Source organism: Nocardia sp. Tas62D01 (assembly GCF_055232035.1).
In genome coordinates, this window is sequence record NZ_JBUYUZ010000001.1 from 1,027,574 (window position 1) to 1,048,511 (window position 20,938).

The window sequence follows — 20,938 nt, forward strand, 5'->3', positions numbered from 1 at the left end:
ACCAGACGAATACTCGCCGAATAGGCGGTGAGGTCCCTTCCTACGAGCGTTATTGCTTTGTATCGACATTCCGAACATCGATGCCGTCATCCGATCCGAGTGGATTCGGTCGTCTCGGAAAGCTCCGATTCCCGCAGCCGGACCGGGGGTCGCAGGGCCAGGGCCACGACACCGGCCACCACGGTGACGATCGCGGCCCCCTCCCACAGAACCTGGAACGATCCGAGCCGGTTCGCACCATGGGCGCCGAGGTAGGACACGCAGGCCGCGATCCCGAGGACCGCGCCGAGCTGGCGCAGGCCGCTGCTGAACGCCGTGGCCGTGGCGAATCGCGCACCCTCCACTCCTTGGACAGTGGCGGCGGAGAGGCTCGCGAACAGCATCCCCACCCCGAGTCCCGAGAGCGCCGCCCCCGGCAGGAAGTCGGTCAGGAAACTGGGCTGTACATGGACGAACCGCACGTACCACGCGAGCCCGAGAGCCACCAGAACCGCTCCCGCCGCAGCGATGTAACGGCCCCCGAGGCGGTCGTACAGAACGCCCGCCGGTCGCGCGACGAGTGTGGACAACAGCGGCGCGGGCGTCAGCGCCAACCCCGCCCGGACCGTCGAATAGTGCCAGACCGAGGTGAGGAACAACACATTGACCAGCAGATACCCGTAGAAGGCGGCAGCGAACACGAATGTGCTCGCGTTGGCCGCCGCGACGGTCCGGTCCGTGAGGATCTTCGCCTCGATCAGCGGCGCGGGGTGCGTACGACACCGCTGGGCGACGATCAGTACCAGGACGATTCCCGCGCACAGCGATCCGACGGTGCGCCAGTCGGCCCACCCCCAGTCGTGCCCTTTCACGATCCCGAGCGCCAGCAGACCGAAGCCGGCCACGGAGCACACGACCGAGAGAGTGTCCGGCCAGGCGGTCGCGGCCTCGTCCCTCGCCTCGGTCAGCCATACCCACGCCACGATGGCAGCCACCAGGCCGATCGGCACATTGACCGCGAAAACCACGCGCCAGTCCGAGACTTCGATCAGGAAACCACCGAGCGCGGGACCGATCCCGGCAGCGAGGCCACCGGTCGCGGCGAACAACGACACCGCGGCGCCCCGGCGGGACTCGGGGAATGCCGCCAGCAACAACGCCAGTGAGGACGGGACGATCATGGCGGCCCCCACCGCCTGAGCGCCGCGCAGCACGATCAGCAGTCCCGCACCCGGCGCCAGGGCGCACAGCAGCGATGCCACGACGAAGACGACCAACCCGGCCGTGAACATTGCTTTCCGGCCGAATCGATCCGCATATCTGCCCGCAGGCATCAACAAGGCCGCGAACATAATATTGTAGGCGTTCATCACCCACGACAACGAATCCATCGACCACGTGGGAAAGCCTGCGTGAATACTTGGAAACGCAATGTTGACAATCGTGGCATCGAGAAACGCGATAAATGTCGCCAACGAGGCGACGACAGCCACGACCACCACTCGACTGTGCCCAGCGGACGCCAATCCCCTAGGGGACGTCAATTCTTCGGCCATGCAATATTCGACCTCACTATGCGCACGCAGGCCCGGATCACGCATCACGAAACAGGTGCATTCCACACTCGACAGACTAGAAAGCCCGGGGGCATCGCGCCACCGCTACCATCCGCCGGACCGAAGATGAGACCTAGCTCACGTTGCAGAACTGGTTACTCCGAACCGCTGGAACTCGACATCGACGGCCTGAATACCGCGGGCGGGGATTTCGAGCACCTGTCGATCAAGGTCCAGTCGCTGCTGGAACATCTGGGCGATTCACTCACTTCACTCGGCGAACTCGCGTTTCGCAATCAGGCGGCGGTGTTGGCCCAGGCCAGGCGGATGGTGTGGATTTGTTCGGGAGTGGGGTCGCCGGGTAGGTCGGGACGATATTGGGCGACGATGAGTACGCGGCGGAGTTTGGTCAGCATGTCGTGGTAGCTGGGATGGGTTTTGGTCGTATACCAACGCGGCCCTGCTGCGGTGCTCGGCGACGACGGCCGGTGAGTGGCCGGCCAGCTGGTACCACAGGATCGTCAGGGTTTGAGTGAGCATGCCGAAGGGGGCGGTGCGTTCCACCGCGAGCGGGGTGCGGTTGCGGGCCTCACCGGCGCCGGTGACGTGTTTGGCTTCGAAGAACGCGACTTCAATGGACCACCTCGCGGCATACCGGGCGATGAGCTGTGCTGCCGGAGTAGCGGTGTCGGTGGTGAGCAGCGCCAGGGCGGGGCGGCGGGGTTCGCGCACGACCAGGACCCGCACCGGTTGGGAGCGGAACGCGCCGTACCACAGGCACTGGTGTTCGTGCACGGTCACAGTGGCGGTGCGGCCGTAGCGCGTCACTGTGACCGGCTTCCCGGTGGTTGCCGCAGCCAGGTCGGCACACAACCCGCTCGCCCGCCAGGCCGGCAACAGCGGCAACCAACCGCAGTTCGACGGCCCGTGCGCACCCCCCGGAGCACCGCACCACTACACCGTGACCGTGCACGCCCTCGACGTCCCATCGTTGGGACTGCCCGACGGCGTCCCCAACGCCACCGCCCGCGCCGCCATCGACGCCCACACCACCGCGACCGCGCAACTCACCGCGTACTACGCACTCTGAACAATGAGCTCGACCAGGCATGACGCCTCGTTGTCAACCAGCCGGGCGGCACTCGTCACCAGCCGTACCCGGGCCGACCATCCGTGCCGGGCGTGATCGACCCGCTGCGGGGAATACGCACGTCCGATCGAGAGGAACCACACCAATGACAGTGTCGCGCAAACCAATTCGTATAGTCCTGCACATTCAACCCGAGCACACCGACTACGACACGATCCGGCGCACCGCCAGCGAGGCCGAGGACCTCGGCGTGGATATGGTGTTCAACTACGACCACTTCCTGCCACAGCACGGTGACCCGAACGGCAACATCTTCGAATGCTGGACCATGCTCGGCGCCTGGGCCGAGTCCACCAGCAGGGTCGAGATTGGCGCGGCGGTCACCTGCAACGCCTTCCGCAACCCCGACCTGCTCGCCCACATGGCCCGCACCGTCGACCACATCAGCGGCGGGCGCCTGATTCTCGGCATCGGATCCGGCTGGAAGGAGCGGGAGTTCGACGAATACGGCTACGAGTTCGGCACCGCGGGAACCCGCCTCGACGACCTGGCTGCCGCCCTCCCCAGAATCGAGCGCCGCTTCGCTACCCTGAATCCACGGCCCACCAGGAAGATTCCGGTCATGATCGGTGGCAACGGTGAGCAGAAGACCCTCCCCATGGTCGCTCGGCACGCCGACATCTGGCATTGCCTGGGCGGCATCGACATCTTGCGGCAGAAGAGTGCCGTGCTCGACCAGCGGTGCGCGGCCATCGGCCGGGACCCGAGCGAGATCGAACGCTGCGCCTCCGTGTCCCCAGCCCTGGGTAACACGCCGCCGGAGCTGGTCGACCTGGGTTTCACCATGTTGTCCTGGTCCATGAGCGGGCCGGACTTCGACCTGGAACCGCTCCGGAAATGGATCGCCTGGCGCGACCAACTCGACGCCTAACCATATAGGGAGTAGCTCGCGCTCAGCGACTGTTGATCATGCTGTGGGCTGGTAGTCGTCGGGATGGACGCGCTGATGTTCCTGGGCGAGATGGAATTTCCAGTAGTCGTCGAAGTTGCCGTTGTCGATGAGGGCTCGCAGGGTCAGGATGGCTTCGGCGCCGGTGAGTCCCCACCGGGCTCCTCCGATATCGAGTCGATCTTGGACCAGATGTCGGCATGCGCCCTCGATCACGCCAGTGCCGATGCCATCCGGCCGCCAGCGCGGTGTTGTAGCGCAGGTGCTTGTGGTTGTTGTGCAGGTAGCGGGCGGTGGTGTCGGCTGCATCACGCTTGTCTGGGGGCAGGGCGCGATCGGCTTGGGCGGTGATGAGGTCGGCGACAGCGTCGGCGTGGCCGTTCAGGATCGCCGCAGCTCGGGTGGCGACCCAGTCTTCGACGGCGGGATCGGCCTGGTCGTGGAAACACCACGCGGCGGTCCAAAGCCGTTCCAGGACATGGACGAAATCAAGGACGATATGGATCTCGATGCCGCGGCGGGCAGCTTGGGTGGCGATCAGGTCGAGCTGGTGCCGGTCGCCGTCGACGAGCACGATCCAGGTGCGCTGGTGGGTGGGGTCGCGAGCCTCGGCCCGGTCGAACGCGTCGGTGATCACCTGCCCGGCGGTCTTGGTGACCGAACCGGTCAGCCAGGTGCTGCGTGCTCGCGGGCCCGGTCGGGGTGGTCGGTCGCCGGTGCGAGCGCCACCGACACAGATCACGTCGTGCGGGCGCCGGGGTGCGGGGTCGGCGTCGTAGACCACGGCCAGGGTCGCCATTCGTTTCCGGTGCGGTTTCTCACCCGAAGCCAGACGGGTCCGGAATACCGGTGCCGTGCGCGCAGCCTTGCGCCGCGTCGGCTCGCGCAGCGAATCCGGCCGCATGACAATGCCTTTCGCGTCCGCGGACAGTACCAGCAGCGTGGACGAGGTCACCGGCTCCGGTATCGCGCTCGCGTAGAAAGCGTCGATATCGGCCGCCGCCGCGACCACGAGCCCTTCGAGTTGGCGTTTGCCCGCGAGTGGTCCACACCGGCGGCCGATCGCGGCGTGGGTGGTGTCGTAGGAAGACCGGACCGCTTCCAGGACGGCCTGTTTGCCCACGCCGTGGCTGTGACGAACGGCTGGCAGCGACAGTGCCACGTCGGCAGGATAGATGTTGGGTTCACCGGGTGCGCGTAACGCGCAGCGGCGCACCGTCACCGTGCCCACCACCGTCGCCAGCAGGCGGGAATGCCCGCGCTCCAGGCGGGTCCGGTCACCGGGGCGTTGCCCGGCACGCAGCCGAGCGGTCAGGTCGGCCTCCTCGCGGGCAGCGCGCAGGTCGAGGTGATCCTGCAGCAGGCAGCGCAGCACTTCCCGGCCCGAGGTTTCGATCAGCTCCTCGAGCCGGTCATGGGTGAACTGCGCGGCCTGCGGCGATTCCAGGTCAGCGACAAGTGTTTCGAATGTTTTTCTCGACGCATCAAAGGGGCCAACACCGTGGCCCGCCTCGTAGGGTTCCACCGGGCTCTTCCTTCACTCGCTTCCTACGGCTTCCCCAACCGTCCGAGTCCAGAACGAAGAGCCCACCACCTCCTTCCCGATCAATCCTCGCCGGCGATGGTGAACAGTCCCGGCGTCTGCTCGTCGAGCCAACCGCGCGCGGTCAGCCGCTTCAGCTTCGCCCGCAGCGACTCCACCGTCGACCGGTCCTGCGAAATCCCCAACGCGGCAGCGATATGCCCAGCCCGCAACGCCCGGCCCGCATCACCGACCACCTCCAGAATGTCGCGATAATCCAGCGGCAACGTGCCACCATCGGTCCCCGGACCTCGCGGCGGCACCAGCATCACACCGATCGGCGACCCACCACCAGCCCCCGATTCCGGCTCACTGGTTCTCCCGCCACCGTCAGACTCACCCACGGCAGCCGACGCCCCCGAATCGGTGACCTTGCCTGGGGCACCGAGGATTTCCAGCATCGTCTCCCGCGTGATCAGCAACCTCGACAACAGCTGATCCTCGCCAGCCAACTGCTCGGACAACTCCGCGATCTGCTGCCGCAGCTCCTCGGCCCGTTCCCGGGCCGCGGCCTCTCGCCACTGCAGCTCCTCCAGCCACGACGTCATCGCCGCCTCCACCACGAGATCCCCACCCCGACGATAGAAGCCAGCCGATCACCACAACACCCCCCGCCGCATCTCAGCAGTTCAGAACCTCACCAACCGTCCCTGAAGGAGAGCCACTCCCGTCTAAGCATGTGGTTTCAGTGGTTTCTCAAAGGGATCAACGGGCTGACCGACGGTCAAGCCGTCGCCATACTGCGCGAGAGAGGACTCGTTTGTAGGTGGTGGCAGCGGGTAGGGACGATTTCACCGCCCGAGATCGCCGAAAAAATCACGCCGCAAGCTCTGCGTAACCACCTTGACAACTACGATCGGGTGAAGGACGATACGCCCTTCATATCCCTGACAGCAGGTGTGCGCATGCGAGCTGCCCGCGCGCGGAAACGGCAGGAACTATCCGGTTCATGCCCAACAAACAGCGCTTCGCTACGCGACTGACAATTTCAGCACGCCAGGGCATATATTCAGAGGCTGGGTTCCTGTTCTCCCGCAGCCATCACTTCCATTGGTAGCGTTTGCAGAGGATGTGCCCGACTTGAACTCTTACTCTCGGTTTCGTCGGTACCACCGCCAAGGAGAGGTCACAGCCAAGGTGCATGTCCCGGCCAGTCAGCTGGCCTGGGTACAGCGGTGGGAGCCTGATGGCGGCGGCAGAAGTAGCAGACAGCATGACAACCCCGGATTCATTCCTCCAGAGGGGATTGCCGCTGTAAGAGATGTCCTGTGATGGAGACTCCTAGTCAGTGGCCCGAGGTTTTGGGTGTTAGCAGAGTGGACGTCGCACGCGTCGGACGCGCGTTGGTCGAGTACGCCGATCGGCACGAGCCACCGCCAGAGGCGCTACCGAAGGGAGCCGAGCCAAACGATGAATTCAAGTTCCGCCTCCTGACGAGGGCTGAAACACTCGGCGAAGCTGGTTCGCTCCTGTGTCTGACGGACCCCGCTCAAGCGATCAAGGCCCTACAAGAAGCCGCGACCCTGTGCGAACAGGCTGGGGCAGAATCCGCATGGGTTTACGGCCTCGCCGCGGGTGGTCGTTGGCGACCGATGAACGCGAACCTACTGCCGCCACCGGATCCCGCGATAGCACCTCTCATAACAGGATTCAACGAAGTAAGCGGTGACGAACGTCCTTTATATCCCGCGACCAGACCCGAAGACGAGGTTCCATTGTTCGCCTACAGCGACACCGGGGTTCCTGGTGAACTGATGCGGCGCTTGGCCGAGGCGGCGGTGCAGAGACAGCCCGAGCAGGTTCGTCGAGCGATCGACGCCATCACTGAACGTGCGGATGAAGCCATTTCACACGCGATGTACGACACATGGCACTGGCGGAGGTTTCAGTCCGAATTACACCTCGTCGAGCCGGAGCTCCTCGCTGTCGGGGTGCTGGTGGCAGCCGCACTCCCAAAACTTGCAACGACCCTCCACATGAATGCCGCAAAGCCTGCAGCCATCGCGGTGGCAGTGGGCGCACAGCTATGTCTGCTCGGGCCCGTGAACGAGGAAGAGCATTGATCGTGACTAGCCCGACAGCCCACAGCTCGACCTGTCCACCTGCCCCGAGATTCATCACAGCTCAGCACCGAACCAACCGGCTCCTGCTCCGCCACACACCCCAGCAACTGACCCTCGCCCACGCCGACTGCGGTCAGAACCCTCCGGCCCTGGCCAGCCTCGGCAGCCGCCATTCCTCAGCACTGGCAATGCCGGCTTCTCACGCTACAGACCCGCAACCACCACCTCGGCGTCCCAACCGATCACGACAGCTACACGCACGCAGCGATCTACCCCGACGCCATCGAGTTAGCTGCAGAGATCCTCAACCCGGCCAACAAACGCAAACCAGCATGATCCAGTGGCGAAATACCTCGAATCCCAGACCATCAGCAGCCATGATCGACGGCCAGTTCGCCACTCAAAATTCCTCACCCCCAGGTCAGGCCATTCACCACCGAGGACGAATCACTGGCACAGGACAGTTGCGGCGGGACTGTCAAGTTAACGGTGTAAGTGGTTGATTGACAGTTACTTTCGTCCGGCGGACAAGCGTCCGTCGAAGGTGATGTCGAAGGCGTTGAGTGCGTCCTTCCACCGGTTGGACCAGCGTTTCTGGCCCTTGCCGGTGGGGTCGAGGCTCATGATGGCCAGGTAGACGCATTTCAGGGCGGCCTGCTCGTTGGGGAAGTGCCCGCGGGCGTTGACAGCCCGGCGGATCCGCGAGTTCAGGCTCTCGATGGCGTTCGTGGTGCAGATCAGGGTGCGGATGGCCTTATCGAACTGCAGGAATGGCACGAACTCGGCCCACGAGTTCGTCCACAGCCGGATGATCGCGGGATAGCGTTTCTCCCACTTGTCGCTGAACCCGGCGAACCGGTCCAGTGCATCCTGCTCGGACGCAGCCGAATACACCGGTTTCAGGTCCTTGGCGATCGCGGCCCAGTCCTTGCGGGAGGCGTAACGGAAACTGGCCCGCAACAGGTGGACCACGCAGGTCTGCACAATGGTCTGCGGCCACACTTGCCCGACGACCTCGGGCAGGCCCTTGAGACCGTCGCAGACGAGCATGAGCACGTCGTTCACGCCGCGGTTCTTCAGCTCGGTCAGCACCCGCAGCCAGTACTTGGCGCCCTCGCCGTCGCCGTGCTCGCCGGCCCACAATCCCAGCACCTCGCGAGTGCCGTCGCAGGTCACCGCCAACGCGACGTAGATGGGCCGGTTCGCCACGTTACCGTCGCGGATCTTGACGTTGATGACGTCCACAAACACCACCGGATACACCGTGTCCAGCGGCCGGTTCTGCCACTCGGCCATGCCCTCGACCACACGGTCGGTGATCGTGGAGATGGTCTGCTTGGAGACCTCCGCCCCGTACACCTCGGCCAAGTGCGCGGAAATCTCGCCGGTGGTCAACCCCTTGGCCGACAACGAGATCACCAGCTCGTCGACGCCGCTGAGCCGCCGCTGCCGCTTGGCCACGATCTTCGGCTCGAAACTGCCGGCACGGTCGCGGGGCACCTCGACCTCGACCGGCCCGGCCTCGGTCAGCACCGTCTTCGCGCGCCGCCCGTTGCGGGAGTTACCGTTTCCGCGGCCGGTCGGGTCGTGCTTGGCGTAGCCGAGATGGTCGTCCATCTCGCCCTCCAGCGCGGACTCCACCACCAGCTTGGTCAGCTTCGCCAGCAGGCCGCCCTCGCCGGTCAGCTGCAGCCCGTCGGCGCGGGCCTGATCGACCATCTCCCGCAGCCGCGCCTCATCGAAAACCTCACGGGCCGAACCGGCCTCGGTCTCACGCTCGATCACATCAGTCATCGTGGTGCATCTCCGTTCAGAGTTACACCGTTGTTCTTACAGTCCCGTTGCGGCCGGAGGAGCAGGTTTGCGCCGCGATGCTCGACGGTTGGCGCAACCAGCAGTTGGCGAGGAATTGTCAACGGTCACCGGGAAAACCGGGTGGGTGGACAGCTAGCGTCCGGGCTGGTGGACATTAGTTCTCCGGATCGGCGGCCATTGGTTGTCCGGGTGGGTGGCCGTCGGCGGTCCGGGGTTTCCGCGTTGTGTGAGGTGGTGCATTGTGGTGGTCGTGTCTGACATCCGCCTGGCAACTGCCGATGCCGTCGAACTCGCCGAGATGCTGATGTTTCTCGATGATTGGCTGGCGAATGCTGGTCCGGCCGTTGCGGAATCGCTGGCCGGGGTCGTCGGGTCCGATACCTACTCGATCGAGCTGTTGCGCGTCGATCTGGGCCGGTTCGCGTTCCTGTTCGGCGGCAGCCGCGGCGAGCCGATGTTCGACGGTGAGCCGTTCTAGCCGCGGGCCGCGGCGCTGGAGGTGCTGGGTCAGGCCAAGGCGACCACCCCCTTGCCGGCGAGCGCTTCGGCCAAGCGGTGGGAATCACCTGTGGTGAGCACGAGATGCGCGTGGTGGAGCAGGCGAAAGCGCGCGGGTTCGCCGATTCTCGGTGGTGGTATGCGATGAACCCGTGCGTGGTCGGGTGGTGTGTGGTCGAAGCGGGTCGGGTTCGCGGATGTGGGCGGTCGTCGGCGGGTTGTTACCGGGGTGTGGTGGAGCGGCGTTCGGGGTGGGCTGCTTGGACGTAGGTGATGGCGGTCTTGGCGGTTATGCCGAAGACGCGCATGAGGTGGACGGGGTCGGCGGTGTGTGCGGCTTCGTCGAGGATGCGGTCGCGGCGGAGTTGGGATGGGGTGAGACCGAGCCGCTCGAAGATGATGTCGATGACCCGGTGGGAGACGGGTGGGAGCGTGGCATCGGCTGCGGTCACCTGGCTGACCAGCAGGTGGGGGTTGGAGGTTCGGCTCCAGAGGCGCCGCCGCTGGTGTAGCCAGTCGAGCGCGAGGGTGTGGGTGAGTTCGTCGAGGTAGACGGTGTGGTGTCGGGTTTGTCGTCGAACCAGCAGCCGTCCGGCGGATAGGTCGAGATCGTTCAGTTGCAGGTGGGTGGTTTCTTGTTTGCCCAGGCCGTGGATGGCGATGAGGGCGACGACGAGTTTGGCCATCTGCCCTTCGGTGCGGTCGATGAGACCGTGCAGGCGGTCGGTGGGAATCGGGACGGGCAGGCGACGCATCGCGGTCAGGGTGATCCCGCGGGTGGGATCGCGGAAGATGCGTCGTTCTTGTTTGAGGGCGCGGAACAGGCTGTGCAGGGCCGAGAGCAGGTTGCGGGCTGTGACGGGTGGTTGCCGGTCGAGGGCGGATTGGATGTCGGGACCGGTGATCTCACGCAGGCTGGTGACGGACTCGGTCCAGATGGCCAGCGTCGGCCGCAGGCAGTTCAGGTAGGAGCGGATCGTGGCGAAGGGGAATTGTGGGTGTGGTCGGCGTCCTTCGCCACGCAGAACACTTATCCAGCAACCGATTTCATCGGCGAGGGCATCGGGAAGGGTGTCGATGCGCTGCTGGATGGCCCGTTCGATGGTGTCGCCTTGGCGGGCGGGGTCGGCGATGACCATGCCGTGAGCGTCGAGGAACTGCAGGACGCGTCGGATGGCGGAATTGGGGCGGTGGTCGGCGACCGCACGGATGTCGGCTTCGGGGATGGGGGCGGCTGCGCCGAGCCAGCCCAGCAGGACCCGCAAGGTCATCGCCCCGGCGTTGCGGGGCATCGGACCCCACCCGTGGTTTCGTGCGTGCTGCTGGAACTCCTCGAGCAGGGCTGTGGCTGCCGGTGTCAGCTCAGGCAGGGCATTGGGGGAACCGACGGTGAAGCGACTCCAGTCTCGACGGGCGTCGAACAGCATGATCTGCGTGGGGTCGAGCAGGTGAGGTGATATCGATGGCGCGGGAGGCCGTGGGGTCAGCCGCCGTCGTTGCTGCGGGGTCGGCACCAGGTCGGGGAAGGGTTTTCCCGTTGCGGCACTTGGGTTTTTCCACTTCGCGGGCAGAACGATCGGGGTGGCCCGAAACGAGCGCAGTTCCGGCAGGATCAGCGTGAGTTGCGTCGGGCGGCCGGGCACGGGATCGAGCAGCCATCCGGGATCGTCGACACGCAGGACTTGCAAGCACGAGCGGCAGAGTCCCTCGTCGCTGACATGGTTGCGATGCCGACATCGCAAGCACGGCTTGCATTCTGGGAAGGCGCGGCGCCATTTCCCGCAGGGGGCGCAGGTGGTGTATTGCCGTCTCTCGCCCCAGCCCAGGCAGACCGGGCACTGCCCGATCGGCCAGTTCCTCGGTGTCGCTGTCACGGGTCAGTTCGGCGGCATTGATCGTTTGGTCCCGCCGCGGCGGGCGGTCGGTCGCACGGGTTCATCCGTCCCACCGACGGCCCGATTGGTTTGCCGCTCTTGCTCATTGGCGGTCGTGAGGGGCTCGGCTTCCAGGAGATCGGCGACCGTGCACTGCAGTGCGGCGCATATCTTGTCCAGGTCATCGAGCCTGACCGTGGTGGGTTTGTTGCTCCAGAGGGCGGCGACTTTGCTCAGCGATGGCGTGAAGCCGACCTCGGCGAATACGGTCATCAGCTCGCTGGGCCGCCAGATGTCGCGTTTGGCCGCGGCCCAGCGCAGGTTCCATTTCATCGCAGGGTTCCTTTGTCCATGACGAGTCGTTGCACCGCTCTCCCGGCTGCTGCCAGGCTCGCGGTTTCCGGGTCGGCGTGTGCGGTGGCCAGGTAGGAAACAGTGGTGGTCGGGCGATCGTGTCCCAATAATTTCTGTACTTCCCAGAGCGACATTCCCCGCTCGTAGTTGTGGGTTGCGCAGGCATGTCGGAGTAGATGTGGATGCAGCTCGGTCACTGGGCCGGTGAGAAACCGGCGGCCGACGGCTTTCAGTGCCCGCCGGAACGTCGACGGGGTGACCGCGATGCCGGGGGTGGCCAGATTCAACGCGGCGACGGCCTGCGGGATCCGCTCGGACGGGAACAGTGGGGCTTCGGAATCGTCTGGGTCGTCGCAGAATTCGGCGCGGACTTCCTCGATATACCACCACAACAGCGCCCGGCCTTCCTCGAACAGATAAGCCTCGCGTTGGCGAGGCCCGGATCCGCGAGCTCCCTTGCCGTGCACCAGGAATCGGCCCCATTGACCGGACTCCCAGTGAACGTCGCCGATCCTCACCGAGCACAGCTCGGCGGCGCGAACGCCGGAGATGTAGGTGAGCTTGCCCATGACGTAGTCGCGGCGGGCGATCGCCGGCTTGCGCGACTGCGGCAGCGATTCCCGCCAGCGGCCGAAGAATTCGCGTGTCGCCCGCTGGGACGGCGGTATCCGCAGCCCGAAGTCGCCGCGATGGGTCGGCCGGTTGAACGGGTCGATCGGCGACTCCACGCCGACGCCGTAGTTGCGGGCGATCTCACCGGCATACCGCTGCTCGAGGAAGGCGAAGTAGCTGTCGATCAGGGTCATCTTGCGGCGCACCGTCGAGCGTGCCCGCTTGCCGACACCCGCGAAGTACTTGTCGACTTGGCGTGGGGTCAGTTGCCACGGCACCAAACCGTAGTACTGGCAGATCTCGATGATCGGCTTGGTCAGCCCATCCAGCGTGGCAGCAGCCAAACCCGCTGTGTCCCTGGCCCATTGATACTCAGCGACTGTATCCAGGAAGAAACTCTGCTCGTCGTCGGCAGTAACCTCGGCGGCCTTGCGCCGCTGGAGCGTGACAACATCTGCTAGCCCCGGCTCGAGGATCGGTTCCACAGACGTTTCATCGCCATCGGGCGTGGCCGCCGGAACGAGCGACAGTGGGCGTGTCCCGGAATCCGGCATGGTGTCGCAGATTACAGCAGCTGCTCCAGGATTCCTGTAATAACTCGCAGATTGCCGGATATGTCTGATCAGGCCATCGAACGGGCCGAGAGCTGCTGAGATGCGTTGACACCAGCGAAATCCGGTTGAAGGAACCCGCACCTACTCCGGTTGTCGAGGATGCTGGCGGCGGTGGTGTGTTCGGGTAGGAACCGGCCCCATTGCTCGAAGGGCCAGTGGGAGGCGATGGCGAGTGAGCGGCGTTCGTAGGCGGCCGCGACCAGTCTGAATAGCAGTTGGGTGCCGGTGTCGTCGAGCGGGGCGAACCCGATCTCGTCGAGGATCACCAGGTCCGCGCGCAGCAGGGTGTCGATGATTTTGCCGACGGTGTTGTCGGCCAGCCCGCGGTAGAGGGTGTCGATCAGGTCGGCGGCGGTGAAGTAGCGGACTTTGTGCCCGGCCTGGATCGCGGCGTAGCCGAGCCCGATCAGGGTGTGGCTTTTGCCCGTGCCCGGTGGCCCGATCAGCGCGAGATTGTGTTGCGCGCGAACCCATTCCAGACTCGACAGGTAGTCGAAGCTGGCTTGCGGGATGGACGAAGCCGATACGTCGAAGCCGTCGAGGGTTTTGGTAACGGGGAACGCGGCGGCCTTGAGCCGATTGCGGGCGTTGGAGGCGTCGCGGGCGGCCAACTCGGCTTCGATCAGGGTGCGCAGCACCTCCTCGGGAGTCCAGCGCTGGGTCTTGGCGACCTGCAGGACTTCGGGTGCGGTGCGGCGGACCGCAGCCAGTTTCAACCGGCGCAGTCCAGCGTCGAGGTCGGCGTCCAGTTCCGGAATCGGTTTGGGAGTAACGGTTTTCGATCGAGCCGTAGTCATGACACGCTCCCGTCACGGGTGACCTTGTAAGCGTCCAGGGAGCGGGTCGGCGCGGTCGGCAGGTCCAGCACCAGCGCCTCACCAGCCGGGCGGGGCTGCGGGGTGCCGGTGCCAGCGGCGAGGATGGAGCGGACGTCGGCGGAGCGGAACCGTTTGAACGCCACCGCCCGCCGCAACGCCGCCACCAGGACGTGTTCGCCGTGGGCGGCGCCGAGCGCGAGCAGGATCTCCAACTCGGCGCCGAGGCGGGTGTTGCCGATCGCGGCGGCGCCGACGAGGAACGCTTCGGCGGCGTCGCCGAGGGCGCAGAACTGTTGCTCGACAGTTGTTTTCGGCCGTGGGCCGCGGTTGGGCGCGGGCCGGGGTCCGTCGTAGTGGTCATCGAGGATCGATGTGTCACCGGGCGCGACGAGTTCGTGCTCGGCCACGATCACCCCGGTCGCCGGTTCGAGCACGAGCAGCGCCCCGCAGTCGAGGACGATCTGCACTTTCTCACCGATCAGACGGTTGGGCACCGAGTAGCGGGCCGACCCGTAACGAACACACGAGAGCCGGTCGACGGTGCGGGTGACCGTCGGTGTGCCGATCTCGAGCCGCAGCGACGGCAACGGTGCCAACAACTCCCGCTCAACGAGGAGGCGTTCGTCGGGGACCACGCAGATTTCCGAGTGCACCAGCGAGTTCACCTCCGCGCACCAGGCTTCCGCCGCCGCGTTGGCCTCCCGCAGGCTCACGCCCCGGCCGGTCATCGCGGCCTCGGTCAGCAGTGGCACCGCCAGATCCCGCTGGGCATAACCACACAGGTTCTCCACGATGCCTTTCGACTGCGGATCGCTGGCATGGCACCAATCCGGCGAAAAACCGTAATGCGCTGCGAACCGGACGTATTCAGCGGTCGGGACGACTACGTTCGCGACCACCCCGCCTTTGAGGCAACCCATCCGGTCGGCCAGCACCCGGGCGGGGACACCACCGATCGCGGCGAACGCCTCGGCGATCAACGCCAGGGTCGTCGACTGCTTCTGATCGGCAGCGAACGCGGTGAACCGCCACCGCGAAAACGCCAGCACCGCGCAAAACAACTGCAACCCCGGCGCCGCCTCGGCCCAGTCGATCACCAGATACTCCCCCGGCGACCACACCGCCGGACGACGACCACGATGATTATCCTTGCGCCACAACGCTTTCTGCTCAGCCACCAGCCGCCGGAAGTTCCGTGGCGACCCCTCGTAACCAGCCGCTCGCGCGGCCGGCAACAACCGCTTGGCCGAGATCCGGCCCTTCGATTTCACGACCCGCTCGGCGACCAGGTCCCGCACCTGCTCGTAGTTGCGGGTCCGCACCACCGACTCGGGGCGGTCGCCACCGGATTCGGCGCGCTCGACGACTCGCTTCACGGTCTTGTGCGTGGTGCCACACAACTCGGCAGCACCACGATACGTTCCGACCTCTCGATAAGCGGAAATGATGTCCATTCGCTCCCTCGCAGACTTCAATGGAACTCCCTGGGCAGTGACGGATGACAGTTGGCGCTATCACCGTCACCGCCCAGGCCACGAGTTCCGGGCTGACACGACGAGCAAAGGAAATGGGGACTTCTACCTGGCCGCCAGCGGAGACCTACAGCCGGCCACCAGTGGGGACTTTAAGTTGGCCATGGACATCAGGTGTGCCAGAAGACGTCGGATTTCACCGAACGTGAGTGAGATGAGGCCGCTGCCAACGCTTTTGGGGAGGTAGCGGCGGTGACTGCGAGGTAGGTGTGGGCGAGCATCGCGAGGGTGACGTGGCGGTACCAGGCGTCATAGTGGCGGACCTGGTATTGGTCGAGCCCGACCTCGGTCTTGGCGGTTTGGAAGCAGTCCTCCACGGCCCAACGCGCTCCGGCCACCCGGATCAGTTCGTCGTCGGTGGTGCCGGTGGCTGCGCAGCACAGGTAGTAGGCCATTTCCAGCTCGCCCTTGGTGTTCGGTGTCAGTGCGCGCCGCGCCAGCACCCAGCGGCTCCAGCCCGGCGCGGTGTCCGGGTAGGTCGCCAAGGTGGCCACGGCCCAGTCGAACAGGTGTGGCCCCTTCGCGCCGTCACCGCAGCTGCGGCGCTTCCACGCCTGTGAAGGCGCTTGTGCGACAAGGTGATCCACGCGAGAACTACCCGCAGTCATCGGAATTGTCTGACTGCACGGCACCGCCACGACATAGCCGATCCGCCGCTGTTCGAGCCAGGACCGGAACTTCGAGTCTCCGCCGTAGGCTTCGTCGGCGGTCACCCACCTGGCCGGCACCCCGGCGTCGAGCGCGCGGGCGAGCATCTGCTTGGCCAGCGTGGCTTTCGTGGCGAACTCGACCTCGTCGGGCACATTCGCCGCGCGGCAACGTTCGCGGTCGCCGGTCCACGACTTCGGCAGATACAACTCCCGATCGATAAGCGTGCGCCCCTTGCTGGTGGTGTAGGCACAGAACACCCCCAGCTGACAGTTCTCGATCCGCCCCGCTGTTCCGGAGTATTGCCGTTGCACCCCAGCGGATTTCACGCCCTTCTTCAGGAAACCGGTCTCGTCGACCACCAGCACACCATCGGGATCACCCAGATGCTCGACAGCGTAGGCACGCAGGTCGTCGCGCACCCCGTCGGCATCCCACGCCGCCTTGTTCAACAGCCGCTGCATCCCATCCGGAGTGCCGTCACCAGCAGCTTCGGCCAGCGTCCAGCCATTCTTCCCCGCTAACGGCGCCAACAACCCCCGCACATACGCCCGCGCCCGCAACCGCGGCTCAGCCCGGTAGAAACGACCAGCCACCCGCCCAAACAAATCATCCAACCCCGCAACCCACGCGGTCAGATCCTCATCAATCGACACGCCGAAAAGGCTACAGCACAACATAACTAAGTGCGGCTGGAGTACTAGTACTCCAGCCGCACTTAGTTATATAAGGAGCGTCTTCGCTGGTAGTGGGCTTGTTTGGCTCGGTACTGGTGGTGACGGCGCCAGATCGACCAGTGCCAGATCTGGTCGAGGGTCTTAGTGGTAGTGATCAGGTGTGCCAGAAGACGTCGGATTTCACCGAATGTGAGTGAGATGAGGCCGCTGCCAACGCTTTTGGGGAAATAGCGGCGGCGACGGCGAGGTAGGTGTGGGCGAGCATCGCGAGGGTGACGTGGCGGTACCAGGCGTCGTAGCGGCGGACCTGGTATTGGTCGAGCCCGACTACGGTCTTGGCGGTCTGGAAGCAGTCCTCCACGGCCCAACGTGTCCCGGCCACGCGGATCAGTTCGTCGTCGGTGGTGCCGGTGGGTGCGCAGCACAGGGTAGGCGATTTCCAGCTCGCCTTGCGGGGACCACTGCCCTCGAAGGATCTGATCCTGGAGGCGTGCACAGGCAAGGTCATCGTGACACACCCCGTGCTGTGGGCCGCCCGCGAACTCGCGCAGGCACATACGGCGGTCGGCTCCACATCCGCTGGTCAACCCGGCGAGCTCAATCTCCGCCGCGCAAGTTTGATTCGGCACATCGACCGATGGCTGGCAGCCGAACTCCCGCCCGCCCACGGCGGCGCCCACATGCACACCGAATCGGTTGGGGTGGTGGTCGACCGGCTCGCCAGATACTCCGTTCTCGCCCGTGCCGCGCTGACCGTCGACACCTCCGAACCAGAACTGCACCGCGCCTGGCACCGACTTGCCGAATTGGCACTCGGCTACACCGATATGGCCTACGAGGTCAGCGCCAGACTGCGCCGCCTGCCCGACCTGAGCGACCCGGCACTAACGGACCCGGAATGAGAATCCGGCGCACTGCGCCTCGACTACCAGGCCGGCGCCGAACAAGCCCAAAACGTGGCCGACCAACTGGCCCAACGCTTCCCGGAACTCACCGCGACCGTCGACGACAACATCCGCGACGACCTCCCGCCCTGGCCCTGCGCACAACTCCGGAACTGATACTCCCCCGCACTCCCCCAGACATTCTCGAATCCGAACGGACACAACACTCATGTCACCTGCACCGCAACCCAACCTCACCGAACAACACCACACCCGCACCCCGACCGGCGCGCACGCCCCATCCAGCACCTCGGGCAGGCCATGAGTACACACGACGCCGACCCCACATTCACCCGCTGCCTGCACTACCGACGCGTCTGCGGACTGCCATGCTTCGTGCATAACGAAACCCGACGAATCACCATGCGCACCGGCGACATCGCCGCAGTCACCGTCCCCGAATGGCTCGGCACAATGATCCACGACGACCTCGCCAAGCAATACCTACTCGGTCCCGTCATCGCACACGGCTCCCACCGCTGGACCATCCTCGCCCGACCTGACGACACCAACACGCTCGCCGCCGACTGCGACATCTTCACCGCACTACTACGCGCAACCGCAACAATCGTCCCCGACGGCGGCGAAATAGTCCTGCCCTCCCCCGGCGACGAGAACACCGGATACCGACGATGGGTCGTCGCACCACGCGACACATTCCGCCCCCACATCAGCACCGTCGTGCACTCGATCATCACATGCGCCGGAATCCGGCCGAAACTGCACAGCCACAACACAATTCACGATCACAACACTCCACGACATCACTCGTAGCCTCGGGAACTCATACAGGATCGATACACCCTGTCGATTCACCCGTCACATACTCCACACCACCATCGGCAGGCGCCGCCTCGACTGGTCCCAGGACCATCGGGGTCATGCCGGCAGTCCGGCCGTGAACCCCAAGTCCGCCAGCGCTTCCCGCGAGTCGTCTTGGTCCCCTTTTCCTCACACCACGATGCACGAAACGAGACTCGTCTCAGTATCGACGCAGGCTAGCTGAGTACCTGAACCGCGAGAAGAAGCCGAATCCGGTGGAACCAGATGACGCGTTGGTGCGTCCTACACTTCAGGGACAATTTTGACGGCCCAGATCGGGAGGCTTCGGTGGGACGACGGACGACGGCGACGGTTGCGGCGCTCGCTGGGGTGGTGCTGGCTGCCTCGGGGTGCGGATCGAGCACGGGTGGGACGGCTACGCCGAGCACGGTCACCGATACGTCGGCTGCCACGGCCGCGCTGTGGGATCCGTGCACGCAGGTTTCGGATCAGCTGCTTCAGAAGATCGGCGTGAATCCGTCGACGAAGGAGTCCGGGGTCGCCGGTGTTGAAGAGCCTGGATGGAAGCACTGCAGCTGGAGCAATGCGGACTTTGCACTCGGCGTATGGTCGACAATCTATTCTGTGGACGAATTCAGAAGAAAAGACGGAAATATCGAATTCACTGATATCTCAATCAGCGGCCGGAACGGCGTTCAGTACCGTCGGGCGAAAGACAAGTTCAACGAAGATTGCGACCTGGCTTTTCCTGCCAATCATGGCGCACTGAGTATCACGATTTACAACCAGGCATCATCAAAGAATGTGGTGGCGCCATGCGCGAGAGCCATGACGGCCGCTGAGGCTCTAGTCCCGATATTTCCCCGCTGATCAAGGAAACCGAATTATGGCGATGGAAGAGGAGGTGTCGCGGTGGCGATACCTCGCCGATGAAGCGAAGGCGGGGCGCCTATACCTCGACCGTGAGGTTGCGAAGGGGTGCTGGGACGCCTGCGATCGCCAAATTCAGCTCTACAACACACTCCGCAACAATCTGAAGGACGTCGACACGGTCACAGGTCTTGGCAAGTTCGACTGCGCAGATGAGCTGGCGAAGATGCTGAGCGCCAAGGCAATCGGTGGCGAAGGTGATGTGGACTCGGCCTTGAAAGAACACATCGAAGTACTGACCCTGATGCGTGATACGATCCAGATCTCTGTGGACCGAATCGTCGCACAAGACGAAGCCAATTCACAAAGCACGAACAATCTGTTGAACTGATCGGGGGGATGATCGTGGGTCTACCATTCTTGGTCGCGATCGGCGCCGCACTGTACGAGCAGTCGAAATCCGGCCCGCCCGATACCGGTTCGCGCGATGAAAGTCCAGACGCGGCCATCGCACGGAACCGCATCGCCGAAATCATGCGCGGTGGCACCGAATTGCAGACCCAGTCACCGAAAGTCCCGGAGAGCGCGTACAAGAATCCGGACGGCATCGACGATCTCTATCAACGCGTGCAAGCGATGTCGGTCAACGATGTCGTTGCGCTGCATCAGCGGTGGGAGTCCATTCGCAACAGGCTCGATCAGGGTTTGCGGGGTTTCGCCCCGGAAATCAACAAGGCCATGGAAGGCAAATGGGAAGGCGCGGCGGCGAAGGCCGCGGCGGACGGGATCAAGGAGTACGTCGACAAGTCCAGCGGGCTGATCGGTTCGGTGCAGATCGTCGCCGAGAAGGTGAAGATCATCCGGTCGGCAATCGAGGTCACCCGGCCTGCCGTGCAGGAGGCGCCGGGTCACACGTGGACCAGCAACGTCGCGAGTTGGGTGCCCGGCCCGACGTGGAAGTTGAACCAGCATCGCGCCGATGCCGCGCACGACACGTCGGTGAACGTCGTCAAGAACGTCTTCTATCCCGCGGTCCGGGAAGCCGATACCGGCGTTCCGCTGGTGCCCAGGCCATACAACCCCGTACAGAAGCCCGGCGATCAGCAGCCCGCACCGAACAACGGCTGGCAACCTCCCTCACCCGGCAAGGATTCTGGTGGCGAACCCAACACGGTGGAACCCGCACAGCCGCCGGGTGCCGAAGACACGCCGGGGAACACCGTCCCGACAGGCGCGAATCCGTCTGCCGAGCAACAGAACACGCCCGACCAATCGGCGACGACGCCCGCGGGCACGAACCTGTCGACCCAACCGGCGAACACCACTCCTGACACCCATCCGTCACCGATTCGTCCAGGAACACCGAGCCCCGGATCTCCCAGCACGCCGAGCCCCGGCGTGCCCGGCCTCGGAACCCCCGCACCGGGCCGCAGCGTCAAGGGCGTGCCCGCGGTTGCGAGCGGCGTTCCCGCCGCCGCGGCCGCGCGTCCCGGCGCGGGTCGCCCCGGCATGGGCGGGATGCCGGGCATGATGCCGCCGGGCGGCCGGGGCAAGGGCGATGACGACAAGGAACACCAGACAAAGGACTACCTGGTGAACCAGCACAACGGCGAGGAACTCACCGGTCTCGGTGAGGAGAACAGAGTGAAGTCGGTCCCGCCGGTGATCGGCGAATGAGCG

The 20,938-nt window shown here is 65.0% G+C and carries 18 protein-coding genes and 3 pseudogenes; 9 read left to right on the forward strand and 12 right to left on the reverse strand.

Features of this window, described 5'->3' with window-relative positions; translation table 11 throughout:
- Positions 1-86: 86 nt before the first annotated feature.
- Both ACV7NQ_RS05010 and ACV7NQ_RS05015 read right to left on the reverse strand, forming a co-directional pair.
- Positions 87-1,580: an MFS transporter gene (locus ACV7NQ_RS05010; RefSeq protein ID WP_463365545.1), complete on the reverse strand. Its 1,494-nt coding sequence runs from the start codon at positions 1,578-1,580 to the stop codon at positions 87-89.
- 225 nt (positions 1,581-1,805) lie between these two features.
- Entirely contained in the window at positions 1,806-2,363 is a 558-nt protein-coding gene (locus tag ACV7NQ_RS05015; RefSeq protein ID WP_463358540.1) for a hypothetical protein, read from the reverse strand.
- A gap of 1 nt (position 2,364) precedes the next feature.
- Between ACV7NQ_RS05015 and ACV7NQ_RS05020 the strand changes: the two genes are divergently transcribed.
- Together ACV7NQ_RS05020 and ACV7NQ_RS05025 are read left to right on the forward strand one after the other, a co-directional pair.
- Positions 2,365-2,625 carry a hypothetical protein gene (locus tag ACV7NQ_RS05020; RefSeq protein ID WP_463358541.1) on the forward strand — a complete coding sequence of 87 codons (261 nt, stop codon included), beginning with the start codon at positions 2,365-2,367 and terminating at the stop codon, positions 2,623-2,625.
- Positions 2,626-2,770: 145 nt separating this feature from the next.
- Positions 2,771-3,556, forward strand: a complete 786-nt coding sequence (locus ACV7NQ_RS05025; RefSeq protein ID WP_463358542.1) for an LLM class F420-dependent oxidoreductase — start codon at positions 2,771-2,773, stop codon at positions 3,554-3,556.
- A gap of 36 nt (positions 3,557-3,592) precedes the next feature.
- On the opposite strand, the pseudogene ACV7NQ_RS05030 reads toward ACV7NQ_RS05025, so the two are convergent.
- Both ACV7NQ_RS05030 and ACV7NQ_RS05035 read right to left on the reverse strand, forming a co-directional pair.
- Positions 3,593-5,099 (reverse strand): annotated as a pseudogene (locus ACV7NQ_RS05030) (ISKra4 family transposase).
- An 80-nt stretch (positions 5,100-5,179) separates the two neighbouring features.
- Positions 5,180-5,704: a hypothetical protein gene (locus ACV7NQ_RS05035; RefSeq protein ID WP_463358543.1), complete on the reverse strand. Its 525-nt coding sequence runs from the start codon at positions 5,702-5,704 to the stop codon at positions 5,180-5,182.
- Between the two features lie 795 nt (positions 5,705-6,499).
- Between ACV7NQ_RS05035 and ACV7NQ_RS05040 the strand changes: the two genes are divergently transcribed.
- Positions 6,500-7,219: a hypothetical protein gene (locus ACV7NQ_RS05040; RefSeq protein WP_463358544.1), complete on the forward strand. Its 720-nt coding sequence runs from the start codon at positions 6,500-6,502 to the stop codon at positions 7,217-7,219.
- A gap of 510 nt (positions 7,220-7,729) precedes the next feature.
- Here ACV7NQ_RS05040 and ACV7NQ_RS05045 read toward each other — a convergent pair.
- Positions 7,730-8,938: an IS256 family transposase gene (locus tag ACV7NQ_RS05045; protein WP_463365546.1), complete on the reverse strand. Its 1,209-nt coding sequence runs from the start codon at positions 8,936-8,938 to the stop codon at positions 7,730-7,732.
- A gap of 346 nt (positions 8,939-9,284) precedes the next feature.
- Here ACV7NQ_RS05045 and ACV7NQ_RS05050 point away from each other — a divergent pair, with 346 nt between their 5' ends.
- Positions 9,285-9,512 carry a hypothetical protein gene (locus tag ACV7NQ_RS05050; protein ID WP_463358545.1) on the forward strand — a complete coding sequence of 76 codons (228 nt, stop codon included), beginning with the start codon at positions 9,285-9,287 and terminating at the stop codon, positions 9,510-9,512.
- Between the two features lie 241 nt (positions 9,513-9,753).
- Here the strand turns inward: ACV7NQ_RS05050 and ACV7NQ_RS05055 are convergent, their stop codons facing one another.
- From ACV7NQ_RS05055 to ACV7NQ_RS05085, 7 genes and pseudogenes are all read right to left on the reverse strand, one after another.
- Complete coding sequence (locus ACV7NQ_RS05055) at positions 9,754-11,220, reverse strand: hypothetical protein (protein ID WP_463358546.1); 1,467 nt, start codon at positions 11,218-11,220, stop codon at positions 9,754-9,756.
- Between the two features lie 189 nt (positions 11,221-11,409).
- Positions 11,410-11,739 (reverse strand): helix-turn-helix domain-containing protein, encoded by a 330-nt coding sequence (locus tag ACV7NQ_RS05060; RefSeq protein ID WP_463358547.1) that lies wholly within the window; start codon positions 11,737-11,739, stop codon positions 11,410-11,412.
- Positions 11,736-12,857, reverse strand: coding sequence for a tyrosine-type recombinase/integrase (locus ACV7NQ_RS05065; RefSeq protein WP_463358548.1), 1,122 nt, complete (start codon positions 12,855-12,857; stop codon positions 11,736-11,738). Before ACV7NQ_RS05065 ends, ACV7NQ_RS05060 begins: the two co-directional genes overlap by 4 nt.
- A 221-nt stretch (positions 12,858-13,078) precedes the next feature.
- Positions 13,079-13,783: pseudogene (gene istB / locus ACV7NQ_RS05070) on the reverse strand (IS21-like element helper ATPase IstB); the annotation flags it as partial.
- Positions 13,780-15,279 (reverse strand): IS21 family transposase, encoded by a 1,500-nt coding sequence (gene istA / locus ACV7NQ_RS05075; protein WP_463358549.1) that lies wholly within the window; start codon positions 15,277-15,279, stop codon positions 13,780-13,782. The pseudogene istB and the gene istA, both read right to left, overlap by 4 nt.
- Positions 15,280-15,446: 167 nt before the next feature.
- On the reverse strand, positions 15,447-16,634 hold the full coding sequence (locus ACV7NQ_RS05080; protein WP_463365547.1) for an IS701 family transposase: 1,188 nt from the start codon (positions 16,632-16,634) through the stop codon (positions 15,447-15,449).
- A gap of 181 nt (positions 16,635-16,815) precedes the next feature.
- Positions 16,816-17,076, reverse strand: a pseudogene (locus tag ACV7NQ_RS05085) (IS701 family transposase); the annotation flags it as partial.
- Positions 17,077-17,170: 94 nt separating this feature from the next.
- Between ACV7NQ_RS05085 and ACV7NQ_RS05090 the strand changes: the two are divergent.
- The 5 genes from ACV7NQ_RS05090 to ACV7NQ_RS05110 all read left to right on the forward strand — a co-directional run bounded on the left by ACV7NQ_RS05090 (position 17,171) and on the right by ACV7NQ_RS05110 (position 20,935).
- Positions 17,171-17,563 carry a DUF4254 domain-containing protein gene (locus ACV7NQ_RS05090; RefSeq protein ID WP_463358550.1) on the forward strand — a complete coding sequence of 131 codons (393 nt, stop codon included), beginning with the start codon at positions 17,171-17,173 and terminating at the stop codon, positions 17,561-17,563.
- Positions 17,564-17,866: 303 nt separating this feature from the next.
- Positions 17,867-18,379, forward strand: a complete 513-nt coding sequence (locus ACV7NQ_RS05095) for a DNA-directed RNA polymerase subunit beta (protein WP_463358551.1) — start codon at positions 17,867-17,869, stop codon at positions 18,377-18,379.
- 336 nt (positions 18,380-18,715) lie between these two features.
- Positions 18,716-19,258, forward strand: a complete 543-nt coding sequence (locus ACV7NQ_RS05100) for a DUF3558 domain-containing protein (RefSeq protein ID WP_463358552.1) — start codon at positions 18,716-18,718, stop codon at positions 19,256-19,258.
- A gap of 16 nt (positions 19,259-19,274) precedes the next feature.
- Positions 19,275-19,649: a hypothetical protein gene (locus ACV7NQ_RS05105; protein ID WP_463358553.1), complete on the forward strand. Its 375-nt coding sequence runs from the start codon at positions 19,275-19,277 to the stop codon at positions 19,647-19,649.
- Positions 19,650-19,663: 14 nt separating this feature from the next.
- Positions 19,664-20,935, forward strand: a complete 1,272-nt coding sequence (locus ACV7NQ_RS05110; RefSeq protein WP_463358554.1) for a hypothetical protein — start codon at positions 19,664-19,666, stop codon at positions 20,933-20,935.
- Positions 20,936-20,938 lie beyond the last annotated feature (3 nt).